Origin of the sequence: Conservatibacter flavescens, from assembly GCF_002795425.1 — a bacterium.
GTDB lineage: Bacteria > Pseudomonadota > Gammaproteobacteria > Enterobacterales > Pasteurellaceae > Conservatibacter > Conservatibacter flavescens.
On the sequence record NZ_PHHA01000003.1, the window covers coordinates 114,109 to 128,426 of the forward strand.

A 14,318-nucleotide genomic window follows, 5' to 3' on the forward strand; every position below is an offset into this window, starting at 1 on the left:
AAAAGATGCAACTAAATTCTACAGAAATTAGTGAACTGATTAAGAAGCGAATTGCTCAGTTCGATATTACAAGCGAAGCTCGTAATACGGGAACAATCGTTTCTGTAAGCGATGGAATTATTCGTATTCATGGCTTAAGTGATGTAATGCAAGGGGAAATGATTGCATTACCTGATAATCGTTATGCTATCGCATTGAACTTAGAAAGAGACTCTGTAGGTGCGGTAGTGATGGGACCTTATGCTGACTTAGCTGAAGGTGTGGAAGTTCAGTGTACAGGCCGTATTTTAGAAGTGCCGGTCGGTCGTGGTTTATTAGGCCGAGTGGTAAATACCTTAGGACATCCTATTGATGGCAAAGGTGAAATTGAAAACGATGGTTTTTCTCCTGTTGAAGTGATTGCACCGGGTGTTATTGATCGTAAATCTGTTGATCAACCTGTTCAAACCGGGTATAAAGCAGTTGACTCTATGGTACCAATCGGTCGTGGTCAGCGTGAGTTAATCATCGGGGACCGTCAAACAGGTAAAACCGCGTTAGCTATTGATGCTATTATCAATCAACGTGATTCAGGAATTAAATGTATCTATGTGGCAATTGGTCAAAAAGCTTCGACGATTGCTAACGTTGTGCGTAAATTGGAAGAACATGGTGCATTGGAAAACACGATTGTTGTAGTGGCATCAGCTTCTGAATCAGCAGCACTTCAATACCTTGCGCCATATGCAGGTTGTGCAATGGGTGAATATTTCCGTGATCGCGGTGAAGATGCATTGATTGTTTATGATGATTTATCAAAACAAGCAGTCGCTTATCGTCAAATTTCATTATTATTACGTCGTCCACCTGGTCGTGAAGCTTTCCCTGGTGATGTGTTCTATTTACATTCTCGTTTGCTTGAGCGAGCTTCTCGTGTTAATGAAGAATATGTAGAAAAATTTACCAATGGCGAAGTTAAAGGAAAAACCGGTTCTTTGACCGCTCTTCCGATTATTGAAACTCAGGCTGGTGACGTGTCAGCATTCGTACCAACTAACGTAATCTCGATTACCGATGGTCAAATTTTCTTAGAATCTAATTTATTTAACTCAGGTATTCGTCCTGCGGTAAACCCTGGTATTTCGGTATCACGTGTGGGTGGTTCAGCACAAACTAAAGTAGTTAAAAAATTAGCCGGTGGTATTCGTACTGCTCTTGCACAATATCGTGAATTAGCAGCGTTTGCACAATTTGCTTCAGATCTTGATGATGCAACCCGTAAACAATTATCTCATGGTCAAAAAGTAACTGAATTATTAAAACAAAAGCAATATTCTCCGCTTTCTGTTGCGCAGCAAGCTTTAGTATTGTTCGCTGTTGAATTTGGTTATTTAGATGATGTGGAATTAGATCGTATTAGTTCGTTTGAATCTGCTCTTTTAGAATATGCGGAGCATAATCATGCTGATTTCTTACGTGAATTAACACAATCTGGCGATTACAATGATGAAATTAAGAACACATTGAAAGGTATTTTGGATAATTTTAAAGCCAAAAGTACATGGTAGTCAGAGTTTAACGGAGACAAAGAATGGCAGGTGCAAAAGAGATTAGAACCAAAATTGCAAGTGTAAAAAGTACCCAAAAAATTACTAAGGCAATGGAAATGGTTGCTACCTCGAAAATGCGTAAAACTCAGGATCGTATGGCGGCATCTCGTCCATACGCTGAGACTATACGCAATGTTATCAGTCATGTGTCGAAAGCAAATATCGGTTATAAACACCCATTTTTAGTTGAACGTGAAGTCAAAAAAGTGGGTATTTTAGTGATTTCAACGGATCGTGGAATGTGTGGCGGTTTAAACGTTAATTTGTTTAAACCCGTTCTAACGGAAATAAAACAATGGAAAGAAAAAGGCGTTACAGTTGATGTAGGACTTATTGGTTCTAAAGCAATCAGTTTTTTCCGTTCCCTTGGTTTAAATATTCGAGGACAAATTTCTGGCTTAGGTGATACGCCTTCTTTAGAAGAGTTGATTGGTGTAGCGAATGAGATGTTTGAAACCTATCGTAAAGGCGAAATTGATGCAATTTATATTGCTTATAATAATTTCGTTAATACGATGTCGCAAAAGCCAGTTATTCAACAACTTGTTCCGTTACCGGAATTACAAAACGATAGTTTGAATGAAACACAAAATGTTTGGGATTATATTTATGAGCCGAGTCCAAAAGAGTTATTGGATAGTTTATTAGTTCGATATTTAGAATCTCAAATTTATCAAGCCGTAGTAGATAACCTTGCTTCAGAGCAAGCAGCTAGAATGGTAGCAATGAAAGCGGCAACTGATAATGCAGGTAATTTAATTGGTGACTTGCAATTAGTGTATAACAAAGCTCGTCAAACAAGTATTACAAATGAATTAAATGAAATTGTAGCGGGCGCTGCTGCAATTTAACAAAATTAGAGGATCGGTAATGGCAACTGGAAAAATTGTACAAATCATCGGTGCGGTTATTGACGTTGAGTTCCCACAAGATGCAGTACCAAAAGTTTATGATGCCTTAAATGTTGAAACAGGTTTAGTACTTGAAGTTCAACAACAATTAGGTGGTGGTGTTGTTCGTTGTATCGCAATGGGTACATCAGATGGTTTAAAACGTGGTTTAAGTGTGAGTAATACAAACAAGCCTATTTCAGTTCCTGTTGGAACAAAAACGTTAGGCCGTATTATGAATGTATTAGGTGAACCAATTGATGAAAAAGGCCCGATTGGAGCGGAAGAAAATTGGTCAATTCACCGTGCACCACCAAGCTATGAAGAGCAATCTAATAGTACGGAACTTTTGGAAACGGGTATTAAAGTTATTGACTTAGTTTGTCCATTTGCAAAAGGTGGTAAAGTCGGATTATTCGGTGGTGCTGGTGTAGGTAAAACCGTTAATATGATGGAATTAATCCGTAATATTGCGATTGAGCATTCTGGTTATTCTGTATTTGCTGGGGTAGGTGAGCGTACTCGTGAAGGTAATGACTTTTACCATGAAATGAGCGATTCTAACGTTTTAGACAAAGTATCGTTAGTTTATGGTCAAATGAATGAGCCACCGGGTAACCGTTTACGTGTTGCGTTGACAGGTTTGACGATGGCGGAAAAATTCCGTGATGAAGGTCGTGATGTATTGTTCTTCGTAGATAATATCTATCGTTATACCTTAGCAGGGACAGAGGTTTCGGCGTTGTTAGGACGTATGCCATCTGCGGTAGGTTATCAACCAACTCTTGCAGAGGAAATGGGGGTATTACAAGAGCGTATTACTTCAACTAAGACAGGTTCTATCACATCTGTTCAAGCGGTATATGTACCTGCGGATGACTTAACTGACCCATCACCAGCAACAACCTTTGCGCATTTGGATTCAACGGTAGTATTAAGCCGTCAAATTGCATCATTAGGTATTTATCCTGCGGTAGATCCATTGGATTCAACTTCACGTCAACTTGATCCATTAGTGGTTGGTGAAGAGCATTATAATGTAGCACGTGGTGTACAAGGTATTTTGCAGCGCTATAAAGAGTTAAAAGATATTATTGCTATCTTAGGTATGGATGAATTATCTGAAGATGACAAACTGGTTGTAGCACGTGCACGTAAAATTGAACGTTTCTTATCACAACCGTTCTTCGTAGCGGAAGTATTTAATGGTACTCCAGGTAAATATGTTCCATTAAAAGAGACTATTCGTGGCTTCAAAGGCATTTTAGACGGTGAATACGATCATATTCCAGAACAAGCGTTCTATATGGCCGGAACCATTGATGAAGTGTTAGAAAAAGCGAAGAATATGTAATTGCTCCTAAAGCAACTGATAACAGCAAAGCTTGGAGGAGAATAACATGGCAACATTTGACTTAACAGTAGTAAGTGCAGAAGACAGAATTTTTTCTGGTCAGGTAAAAAGTATACAAGTGACAGGTATCGAGGGTGAGTTAGGTATTTTAGCTGGACATATTCCTCTCTTAACTGCGATAAAACCTGGTATTGTAAAACTTACGCTTGCTGATGACAAAGAAGAAGTCATTTATGTATCAGGTGGTTTTCTAGAAGTTCAACCGAATATTGTGACTGTGTTAGCTGATACAGCTATTCGTGGTGATGAGTTAGATGGTGATCGTATTTTAGCTGCGAAAAAACGCGCAGAAGAAAATATTCGAGATAAACATGGTGATACAAATTACGAATTGTTGACGGCTAAATTGTCTAAAGAATTAGCAAAACTTCGTGCTTATGAACTGACAGAAAAATTGGTGAAAAATAAACGCTAAAATTTTTCAAAAAGTCACCGCACTTTCGATAAAACCACCTTCGGGTGGTTTTTCTTTGCATAATATACTTGATATGTTGTGATAAGCATGTTTTAATGGGTACCGCTATACCACAGTTTATTTAAGTTTGTTATTATTTTCAGTACACTTGCCAAATACTCTATTTGTTTAAGAAAGTCTTTAATACCCTGCCTATTTATACTTATTAGCAACTACCGAACATTTATGTTCATTCTTATTTCTATTTACATAAAGGAAAACTATATGTCTAAATTAACGGGTTCAGTTAAATGGTTTAACTCAGCAAAAGGTTTTGGTTTTATCACTCCAACAGAAGGTGGCAAAGATGTGTTTGTTCACTTTTCAGGGATTGTAGGTAATAACTATCGTAGTTTAAATGAAGGCGATAAAGTAGAGTTTACAATACAAGATTCTCAGCGTGGTCCAGCAGCAGTTGATGTTGTTGTCGTCTAATAGAATTATTTATCTAAAACATCTTCTTGAACTAAGCAAGAAGATGTTTTTAGTTTAGAAAAAAGAGATATTATTGATGACGGTTTTTCCACAATTGAATTAATCGTCCATAGCGTTCTGATACAGACTGAATCAACGTCTTGTCATCAATTTTTCCTGCTAACCAATCAGCAGATGGTTGTCCGAAAATAGTACGTCCAACAGCAAAACCTTTTACCAATTTTGCATTCGCAGAAGCATTAAATACCGCTTCAAAGTGGGATTCAGGTGCATCTAAACCTAGAATTAAAATGCCACGACAATATTTATCATTTTGTTGGATAACATTTTCAATATTTTGCCACGCGTTCGCAGATACACCTGGTAATTTCCACCAGTCTGGTTTAATACCAATATGGTAGAAATGATTGAGCATTTCAGCGTAATAATCTTCATTTTGCTCCATATCCGCAGGTAAAATAATCTCAATTAATAATTCATGCCCTGTGCGACAACAAGCTTGGTAGACTTCTTTGAGTTTTGCATCTTGTGTGGCTTTGAGTTCAGCGTTATCTGCTGGATGATAAAATGCTAAGCATTTTACAACGTGTTCTAATGGCCATGAAATTAATTGACTACCTAAATCACCATGTTCTAATTCTAATGGACGAGACGATGGTAGTTCAATTGGACGGCCAATCCACCAATTTTTGCCCGTTATTGCATTTAAAGCAGATTGCCCAAAAGTTGTATCAGCCAAAATACCAGCATGACCTTGTGCTAACCCTGCCTTTTGTGCGGTTTGTTGTGCTGCTTGTAATAAGAGTTCTTTGAGTTTTGGAATTCTATTCAAATCTGCACCGCACTTATTTGCCATATCGATCAGTTGTTTACGGTGATCGAAAGCAAAAATGCACAAATCATCCCATTGTTTTTTCCGAGTAGTTACTCTATGTAGGTGATTTAGATGATTATCTACATCAGGGCGAGGAACAGATTCAGCGCGAGCTAAGTAGTCATCTAATTCAACTTTGGTTGGCATTGCTGGAGAACAACCATGACGAGAAACAACTAATGCACCACAAGCATTAGCATAACGGCAACATTGTTCCCAACTTTCACCATTGATATAGCCTCGTAATAATCCGGACATAAAGGCATCACCAGCCCCTAGTACATTTAATACTTCTACACGTACGCCATAAACATTAATTCCACCATCTAAATCATCAGGAATATCATGTTCAAAAACCGAACAACCTAATGCCCCACGTTTACATACTAATACTGCTTGGCTCACTTTGCGTACATTTTTCAATGCTGTCAGAGTATCAGTTGAACCGCCTGCAATATGAAATTCTTCTTCCGTACCGACTAATACATCAAAGTGATGCAATACTTCTTGTAAGGATTTTGTGACGGCTTCGGAATCTATATAACGGGTTTCGCCATCACCTAATGAGGTTAATCCCCATAAGACAGGGCGATAATCAATATCTAATAGTCGTTTTGTTCCATTACGTCCGGCATATTCTAGGGCAGTTAAAACGGCTTCACGAGTATTTGGGTGAGAAAGGTGGGTTCCCGTAATAGCTAAAGCTTTTGCGGAAGCGATATATTCTTCACTGAAATCATCTTTCGTAATTGCCATATCAGCACAGTTATCACGATAGAAAATAAGAGGGAAAGTATCTTGATCTTTAATGCCTAAAATAACAAGTGCGGTTAAACGTTCTTTATCTGTAATAAGATGGCTTGTATCGACACCAACGCTTTGTAATTCTTCACGTAAAAAACGCCCCATATGTTCATCACCCACTCTTGCAAGCATAGAGGATTTTATTCCTTGTACGGCAGTACCGTAAGCAACATTGCCCGATGAACCGCCTAAGTATTTTGCAAATGAGGAGGCATCTTCTAAGCGAGAACCTATTTGTTGTGCATAAAAATCGACAGCCACACGCCCAAGACAAATGAGATCTAAGGTTTTTTCAGTTTTCATATTGTGATTCCTTCTATTAAAATTAATTTTTTTAAATAGATTTATGTTGATGTTGTTTTGCTAACATTAATGCTTCCATTTTTTCTAAGGAAACCCCTTTGGTTTCCGGCACATAACGAATGAGGAAGAAGAAGCCGATTACACAGCAGGCAGCAAAAATCCACATTGGGAATGCACCATTAAATTTTTCTAATAAATATGGATGTTCGTTCATCATTGGGAAGCTTTGTGATACCACAAAATTAAAGATCCAGTTAAAAGATACGGCAATGGCTAATCCTTGTGCGCGCATATAATTAGGGAATATTTCACCAATCAACACCCACATACCTACACCCCATGAGAAAGCATAGAAAATCATGAAGAAGATCATTCCAAAAAGCGCAAGATAACCTGGATTTTGGGTATACATCGCATAGGAGGTGATTAATAAGCCTATTGCAGCACCAACTGCACCTGTTTTCATGAGAGGTAAACGACCGAGTTTATCAAATAAAATCGCGCCAATACCAATGCCTATAAGCTGTGCAACACCAATCCAAATGGTTTGAAACATAGCAGATTCAATATCCCCAGTAATGTTTTTTAACACGGTTGGTGCATAATACATCATGACGTTTACGCCGCTTAATTGTTGGAATGTTGCTAAGGCACAAGCGACAATAATAATAAACATAGCGCCAGGTCGTTTGAAATCAACCTTTTGTTTTTGCATATGTCCATCTCGAGTCATAGAATTTTTTATTTCAGCTAATAAATTTTTAGCGTGTTCTGGGTTGGATATTTTAGAAAGTGTGGCAAGAGCTAAATCATCACGACCACGCATAGCGTCCCAACGAGGTGATTCAGGAATAAAGCCAACGACTAAACAGAATAATAAGCAAGGAATAACTTCAGACCCTAACATATAACGCCAACCTACTTCAGCAAGCCAAGCTTCGGTCATTCCTTGTGCAATTTTGTAATTTACATAAAAAATAACAATTTGCCCAAAGACGAGAGCAAAGTTATTCATTGCTGAAGCGGTACCACGATAATCTTTAGGTGCTACTTCGGCAATATACATAGGCGAGATTGCTGCTGCAAGTCCTACTGCAACCCCTCCAATCATGCGATAGACAATAAACCAAGTAAAGTCATTTGCTAACGCAGAACCAATGGCGCTAATAGTAAATAAAAGTGCGGCAATAATTAATGTTTTTTTACGTCCGATTTTTCGAGCCATTTCTCCTGATAATAGTGAACCGATAATACACCCAATGACGACATTGGACACCGCCCAACCAGTTTCAGCAGGGGATAAGTTAAAATAAATTTTTAACGCATCAATGGCGCCTGAAATAACTGATGTATCATAACCAAACAATAATCCGCCTAAAGAGGCCACTGCACAAATGCGAATAATGTAACCAAGGTTGTGCTTTCTTGCTGTATTTGAACTCATTATATTGGTACTCCTTCTATCCTTTATGTTTCATAATATAATACAATTGAAATATATTTTTCAAAAATATATAGTATTAAAATGAATATTCGTGATCCAGATCTCATAAAATTGAATGTAAAGATTGATTTTTATGCAATGTAGATGATTTAGGAGATTGTTATTTACCTTAACTAATTTTATAAAAAATAATAATTTACTGACTTATTATTATGACGTCTTTCTAAAACCAGCCTCTTTTATTTAATAAAAATTTTGATCCCTATCACAAAAATGAAATTTTTATTTCAAATTGATTATATTTTGAATTAAATTTTACTTATACTTAATTCAAACCAGTCCATTTTGTTCTTAATTAGGAGAATGCGGTATGAAAACAATTAGACTGACCGTAGCACAAGCTTTAATCAAATTCCTTGATCATCAATATGTTGAATTTGATGGAAAAATCACAAAATTTGTTGAAGGAATTTGGGGGATTTTTGGTCACGGTAATGTATTGGGATTAGGACAAGCCTTAGAGCAAGACAGTGGTGAGTTAATTCTTCGTCAGGGTCGTAATGAACAAGGTATGGCGCATGCCGCCATAGGTTTTGCCAAACAGAATCTGCGTAAAAAAATCTATGCTTGTACCTCTTCTGTTGGTCCCGGTGCAGCAAACATGGTAACTGCTGCTGCCACAGCAACAGCTAACCGTATTCCGGTATTATTTTTACCGGGTGATACCTTTGCAACACGCCAACCCGATCCGGTTTTGCAACAAATGGAGCAATTTCATGATCTCACATTAAGCACTAATGATGCTTTTCGTGCAGTCAGTAAATATTGGGATCGGATTTCTCGTCCAGAACAATTGATGACCGCTTGTATCAATGCAATGCGTGTATTAACTGATCCTGCTGATACAGGGGCGGTTACACTTTGCTTACCACAGGATGTACAAGGTGAAGCCTACGATTATCCTGACTATTTCTTTCAAAAACGTATTCATCGGATCGAACGTACTCCCCCAACAGAAGCCATGTTAAATCAAGCAGTAGAACTTATTAAAGCTAAGAAAAAACCATTGCTCATTTGCGGTGGTGGCGTGCGTTATTCTGAGGCAGCGGAACATCTTAAAGCCTTTGCCCAAGCTTTCAATATTCCATTTGCGGAAACTCAAGCGGGTAAAAGTGCGGTCATTTCTGACTATGATTTAAATGTTGGCGGTGTCGGTGAGACAGGGTGTTTAAGTGCCAATCTTCTAGCTAAAGAAGCGGATTTAATTATTGGGGTTGGTACGCGTTATACGGATTTTACCACCTCTTCTAAATGGATTTTCCAAAATCCAGATGTCACGTATTTAAACATTAATGCGGCACGTTTCGATGCTTATAAATTAGACGGTGTACAAGTGACAGCAGATGCTAAAGAAACGCTGGAAAAACTGACCGCGCTTTTACAACCAACAGGCTATAGTGCTCAGTGGGGTAATCGCATTACGGAAGTAAAAAAATTGTTTGCCGAAGAATTAGAGCGGGTTTATCACGCGACTTATACCGGCAAGGGATTTGTACCTGAAGTAGATGATCGTCTTGATCATGAAACAGTATTTGAAGAATTTATCAAACTCACGGGTTCAAGTATGACCCAATCTCGTGTTCTGGGTATTTTAAATGAAACCTTAGATAATAATGCGGTTATTGTTGGAGCCGCTGGCAGCTTACCCGGCGATTTACAACGTACTTGGCAATCTAAAGGCGAAAACACTTATCACCTAGAGTACGGCTATTCTTGTATGGGTTATGAAATCAATGCGGCATTGGGCGTTAAAATTGCCCAACCTGAGCGAGAAGTTTACGCCCTATTAGGCGATGGCTCTTACATGATGCTTCACTCTGAATTGGTCACCTCTATTCAAGAACACAAAAAAATCAATATTGTGTTATTCGACAATATGACAAACGGTTGTATCAATAATTTAGAAATTGGACACGGAATGGACAGCTTTGGTACGGAATTCCGTTTTAGAGATCCAAAAACTAACCAACTGAGTGGTGGTTTTGTTCCTGTGGATTTTGCCATGAATGCGGCCTCTTATGGTTGTAAAACTTATAAAGTCACTACAGAAGAAGAACTCTATGCGGCCCTTGCTGATGCGAAAAAACAAACCGTATCCACTCTCATCGATGTAAAAGTTCTACCAAAAACAATGGTACACGGCTATGGCTCTTGGTGGCACGTTGGAATGGCTGAGGTTTCTGAAAAAGCTACCGTACAGCAAGCTTATGAAGAATTACAGCAACGTAAAGCACAAGCAAGACGTTATTAAATATTTATCTTCCAATACTAGAGGAAATAACAATGAAAGCGGAAAATGTAAAATTAGGGATCGCACCAATTGGCTGGACCAATGACGATCTACCCGAAATCGGTAAAGAAAATACCTTTGAGCAATGTGTCAGCGAAATGGCATTAGCGGGTTTTACTGGCAGTGAGGTGGGGAGCAAATACCCACGTGATACCCAAATATTAAAACAAAAATTAGCTTTACGTGGTATCCAAATTTGTAATGCGTGGTTCAGCACTTTCTTTGTAGATGGTAAGAAAGAGCAAACCATCAAAGACTTTATTGCTCACCGTGATTTCTTATACGAAATGGGGGCAAAAGTCATTGGCTGTTCTGAACAAAGCCGTAGTATTCAAGGGCAGAAAAAAGCCATTTTCAAAGAAAAACCGATTTTTAATGAGCAAGATTGGGCATTATTAGCGGAAGGTTACAACGAGTTGGCTAAATTGGCTGCAGAAAAAGGAATGAAAGTGTGTTTGCATCATCATATGGGCACCGGTATTCAAACGCCAGCAGAAATTGATAAATATATGGACATCGTTAATGATGATGTTTATCTGCTCTTCGATTCTGGGCATCTTTACTATTCTGAAGGCTCACAACAAGCAATGCTTGATGTGTTAGCTAAATACATTGATCGCATCTGCCACGTCCATTTAAAAGACGTACGTGATGAAGTGGTAGCCGAAGTAAAAGCCAACGGTTTAAGCTTCTTAGAAGGCGTAGTGAAAGGTACCTTTACTGTACCGGGCGATGGTGTGATTGATTTCAAACCAATCTTTGAGATTTTGGATAAACACAATTATAAGGGTTGGATGGTCGTAGAAGCGGAACAAGATCCTGCTTTGGCTAATCCATTAGAATACGCCATTAAAGGGCGCCAATATATTCGTGATGTTGCGGGGATTTAATTATGCTTAAATTAGGTATTATCGGTGCAGGTCGTATCGGACGTGTACATTCAGAAAGTATTAGCAAATATGTAAAAGGTGCGGAAATCAAAGCTATTTCCGATGTTCGTGTTACAGATGAACTTAAAGAATGGGCAACAGGAATGGGCATTGAAAATGTCTATGAAGATTACAAAGCCATTCTTAATGATCCTGAAATTGATGCCGTGTTAGTGTGTTCCTCAACGAACACTCACGCACCAATTTCCATTGAAGCAGCACAGGCAGGCAAACACGTTTTTTGTGAAAAACCGGTTGATGCGGATCCAACAAAAATTCGTGAAGTATTAAGGGAAGTAGAAAAAGCAGGTGTCAAATTCCAAGTAGGCTTTAACCGCCGTTTCGACCATAATTTCAAAGCAATTAAAGATCGTGTTGTTGCTGGCGATATTGGCGATGTACATCTTATTCGCGTTACCTCTCGTGACCCTGATGCCCCACCAATTGAATATGTGAAAGTCTCTGGTGGAATGTTCTTTGATATGACCATTCACGATTTCGATATGATCCGCTATCTTTCTGGTAGCGAAGTCACTGAAGTTTATGCTGCTGGTGGGGTATTAGTTGATCCTCGTATTGGTGAGGCCGGTGATATTGATACTGCTGTCATCACCCTTAAACTCGCCAACGGAGCCATCGGGGTGATCGACAACAGCCGAAAAGCGGTATATGGATACGATCAACGAGCAGAAGTCTTTGGTTCAAAAGGCGCAGTGCAAACTCGTAATGACACAGATTCTACTGCGGTCTATTCTTGTGAAAAAGGTGTTATCAGCGAAAAACCGAAATATTTCTTTTTAGAACGCTATATGCAATCTTTTGCAGATGAAATGATTTGCTTTATTGATTCTATCGTAAATAACAAGCCAACGTTGGTTAACGGTAACGACGGTTTACAACCGGTATTAATCGCACTGGCTGCAAAAAAATCGTTAGATGAAGGTCGTCCGGTCAAATTGAGTGAAGTGAGTTAATGTATTTTAAGTATAGATAACTTTATCAAGTGCGGTTAAAAATTCTTGGAATTTTAACCGCACTTTTTTACAAGCGAGTTACCATGTATAAATCTTCTCTATTTGAACAACTTCCTCAATTGCTTTATATAACAAATACTCAGGGAATGAGAGAATATTTCCCACGTATGTTGCATAAACATAAGGATCATCTCGAAATAGTATTTATTGCAAAAGGTCGGGGAACCCACATTATTGGTGACACAAAATATGATACAAAAGCAGGAGATATTTTAATTTTTAATCAGAACGTATTGCATGATGAAATGGCGCAGATTCATTCGGAAATGGTGACCTATTGTTGTGGTATAGGTAATTTGAAAATTAAAGGTATGGAACGAAATTGTTTATTCGATCTCAGATTACCGGCCGTGATTTCCAGCGGAAAACATCAAGATACAATAGAAAAGATCATTGATATGATGTTTTGTTCGGTTAAAAATGCTCAAACTCATGCTCGTGAGTTTTCCAATTATTTACTATTTTCATTATTAACACTGATTGTGAGTTTGCCTCAAAATACAGTTCAGCGATTTTTTTATAAGAAATTCACTTTAGTTGATCAAGTGAAAGATTATATTGAGCAACATTACACACAAGCCTTATCAGTGGATCATATTGCACATTATTTTAATATTAGCCCCTCTTATTTATCCCATCTTTTTAAACGAGAATCGAAATTTCCCTTAATGCAATATGTTAATCGTCGTCGTATCGGTGAAGCTCAGTCTTTATTGATGACAACAAAGTATAGCATTACTCAAATAGCGTTGATGGTTGGTTATGAAAATATTAATTATTTTAGTACAGCATTTACGAAAATGTTAGGCATCACGCCAACTCAATACCGTCGTCAATGGATAGGCAAAGAATTGACATTATAAAAGCAGGATTTTAAAGTTCACTTTCTAAAAATGTGAGCAATGTAGCAAAATTTTAGGATTTTTCTCGGATAAAAAAGCAAGAAATTAACATTTTTATAACAATGGTTTTTATATACTGCTTTCATTGATTCATCACAATTGGAGAGGGAAATAAAATGAAAGATTATCAATTGTCCGTTTGTACCGAAATGATATTTCTAGATTTACCTTTCATTGAGCGTGTTAAAAAAATACATGGGCTGGGTTTTGGTGTTGAGATTTGGGATTGGACAACGAAAGATATTGACGCCATTGTCGCGACGGGAGCAAAAATTACTTCCATGACAGGATATATCAACGGAAATTTAACGGATGATGAAGGTATTGCGCAACTTCTTGCGACAGCAGAACAATCTATTGCTATTGCTCAGAAATTAAACTGTCCATCTTTGAATTTACATGGTACAGGACTAGACAAGAATGGTTTACCTATTAAGCCTGTTGAAGTGGTAACAGGCGATATGTGGCTTAAAGCAAAGGAAACATTAAGCCAACTCGCAACATTAGGAGAGCAGGGGAAAAAAGTTTTTGTGCTCGAAAATTTAAATACAGAAGTGGATCATCCCGGTACACCATTTGCAAAAGCTCAGGAGACGTATTATCTAGTTAAAGCGGTAAATAGCCCCTATCTTAAAATGAATTTAGATTTATATCATGCTCAAATAGGGGAAGGTAACTTAATCGAATTAATTAGAAAAACGAAAGATTATATTGGAGAGATTCAAGTGGCAGATGTGCCAGGTCGATGTGAACCTGGTACCGGCGAAATTCATTATCCGGCTATTGCAAAAGTGCTACGGGATATAGGTTATCAAGGGGTTATTGCAATGGAAGCTTGGGCATCAGCTGATTCAGAATTGGCATTAAATCGTTTTAGAGAGGCATTTAAATAAATT

At 38.1% G+C, this 14,318-nt stretch carries 12 protein-coding genes; 10 read left to right on the forward strand and 2 right to left on the reverse strand.

Annotation, left to right across the window (positions count from 1 at the left end):
• The first annotated feature begins 5 nt into the window (after positions 1–5).
• From atpA to cspE, 5 genes are all read left to right on the forward strand, one after another.
• Positions 6–1,547, forward strand: coding sequence for a F0F1 ATP synthase subunit alpha (gene atpA, locus CVP05_RS02500; RefSeq protein ID WP_100287991.1), 1,542 nt, complete (start codon positions 6–8; stop codon positions 1,545–1,547).
• A gap of 23 nt (positions 1,548–1,570) precedes the next feature.
• Positions 1,571–2,440 carry a F0F1 ATP synthase subunit gamma gene (atpG, locus tag CVP05_RS02505; protein ID WP_100287992.1) on the forward strand — a complete coding sequence of 290 codons (870 nt, stop codon included), beginning with the start codon at positions 1,571–1,573 and terminating at the stop codon, positions 2,438–2,440.
• 19 nt (positions 2,441–2,459) lie between these two features.
• Positions 2,460–3,833: a F0F1 ATP synthase subunit beta gene (gene atpD, locus CVP05_RS02510; protein WP_100287993.1), complete on the forward strand. Its 1,374-nt coding sequence runs from the start codon at positions 2,460–2,462 to the stop codon at positions 3,831–3,833.
• 46 nt (positions 3,834–3,879) lie between these two features.
• Entirely contained in the window at positions 3,880–4,308 is a 429-nt protein-coding gene (locus tag CVP05_RS02515; protein WP_100287994.1) for a F0F1 ATP synthase subunit epsilon, read from the forward strand.
• Between the two features lie 264 nt (positions 4,309–4,572).
• Positions 4,573–4,782 carry a transcription antiterminator/RNA stability regulator CspE gene (gene cspE, locus CVP05_RS02520; RefSeq protein WP_100287995.1) on the forward strand — a complete coding sequence of 70 codons (210 nt, stop codon included), beginning with the start codon at positions 4,573–4,575 and terminating at the stop codon, positions 4,780–4,782.
• 70 nt (positions 4,783–4,852) lie between these two features.
• Here the strand turns inward: cspE and CVP05_RS02525 are convergent, their stop codons facing one another.
• Together CVP05_RS02525 and CVP05_RS02530 are read right to left on the reverse strand one after the other, a co-directional pair.
• Complete coding sequence (locus CVP05_RS02525; RefSeq protein WP_100287996.1) at positions 4,853–6,763, reverse strand: bifunctional 5-dehydro-2-deoxygluconokinase/5-dehydro-2-deoxyphosphogluconate aldolase; 1,911 nt, start codon at positions 6,761–6,763, stop codon at positions 4,853–4,855.
• A gap of 31 nt (positions 6,764–6,794) precedes the next feature.
• Entirely contained in the window at positions 6,795–8,207 is a 1,413-nt protein-coding gene (locus tag CVP05_RS02530; protein ID WP_100287997.1) for a sugar porter family MFS transporter, read from the reverse strand.
• Positions 8,208–8,577: 370 nt separating this feature from the next.
• On the opposite strand from CVP05_RS02530, the gene iolD reads away from it, so the two are divergent.
• From iolD to CVP05_RS02555, 5 genes are all read left to right on the forward strand, one after another.
• On the forward strand, positions 8,578–10,518 hold the full coding sequence (iolD, locus tag CVP05_RS02535) for a 3D-(3,5/4)-trihydroxycyclohexane-1,2-dione acylhydrolase (decyclizing) (protein WP_100287998.1): 1,941 nt from the start codon (positions 8,578–8,580) through the stop codon (positions 10,516–10,518).
• Positions 10,519–10,550: 32 nt separating this feature from the next.
• Positions 10,551–11,447: a myo-inosose-2 dehydratase gene (gene iolE, locus CVP05_RS02540; RefSeq protein ID WP_100287999.1), complete on the forward strand. Its 897-nt coding sequence runs from the start codon at positions 10,551–10,553 to the stop codon at positions 11,445–11,447.
• Positions 11,448–11,449: 2 nt separating this feature from the next.
• Positions 11,450–12,460: an inositol 2-dehydrogenase gene (iolG, locus tag CVP05_RS02545; RefSeq protein WP_100288000.1), complete on the forward strand. Its 1,011-nt coding sequence runs from the start codon at positions 11,450–11,452 to the stop codon at positions 12,458–12,460.
• Positions 12,461–12,543: 83 nt separating this feature from the next.
• Positions 12,544–13,383 carry an AraC family transcriptional regulator gene (locus CVP05_RS02550; protein WP_100288001.1) on the forward strand — a complete coding sequence of 280 codons (840 nt, stop codon included), beginning with the start codon at positions 12,544–12,546 and terminating at the stop codon, positions 13,381–13,383.
• A 155-nt stretch (positions 13,384–13,538) separates the two neighbouring features.
• A complete protein-coding gene (locus tag CVP05_RS02555) occupies positions 13,539–14,315 on the forward strand; it encodes a TIM barrel protein (RefSeq protein WP_100288002.1) in 777 nt (258 codons plus the stop codon).
• The last annotated feature ends 3 nt before the right edge of the window (positions 14,316–14,318 follow it).

Coding starts and splice junctions, on each gene's coding strand:
- atpA (WP_100287991.1), top strand. CDS start 6: ATGCAACTAAATTCTACAGAAATTAGTGAACTGATTAAGAAGCGAATT.
- atpG (WP_100287992.1), top strand. CDS start 1,571: ATGGCAGGTGCAAAAGAGATTAGAACCAAAATTGCAAGTGTAAAAAGT.
- atpD (WP_100287993.1), top strand. CDS start 2,460: ATGGCAACTGGAAAAATTGTACAAATCATCGGTGCGGTTATTGACGTT.
- CVP05_RS02515 (WP_100287994.1), top strand. CDS start 3,880: ATGGCAACATTTGACTTAACAGTAGTAAGTGCAGAAGACAGAATTTTT.
- cspE (WP_100287995.1), top strand. CDS start 4,573: ATGTCTAAATTAACGGGTTCAGTTAAATGGTTTAACTCAGCAAAAGGT.
- CVP05_RS02525 (WP_100287996.1), bottom strand. CDS start 6,763: ATGAAAACTGAAAAAACCTTAGATCTCATTTGTCTTGGGCGTGTGGCT.
- CVP05_RS02530 (WP_100287997.1), bottom strand. CDS start 8,207: ATGAGTTCAAATACAGCAAGAAAGCACAACCTTGGTTACATTATTCGC.
- iolD (WP_100287998.1), top strand. CDS start 8,578: ATGAAAACAATTAGACTGACCGTAGCACAAGCTTTAATCAAATTCCTT.
- iolE (WP_100287999.1), top strand. CDS start 10,551: ATGAAAGCGGAAAATGTAAAATTAGGGATCGCACCAATTGGCTGGACC.
- iolG (WP_100288000.1), top strand. CDS start 11,450: ATGCTTAAATTAGGTATTATCGGTGCAGGTCGTATCGGACGTGTACAT.
- CVP05_RS02550 (WP_100288001.1), top strand. CDS start 12,544: ATGTATAAATCTTCTCTATTTGAACAACTTCCTCAATTGCTTTATATA.
- CVP05_RS02555 (WP_100288002.1), top strand. CDS start 13,539: ATGAAAGATTATCAATTGTCCGTTTGTACCGAAATGATATTTCTAGAT.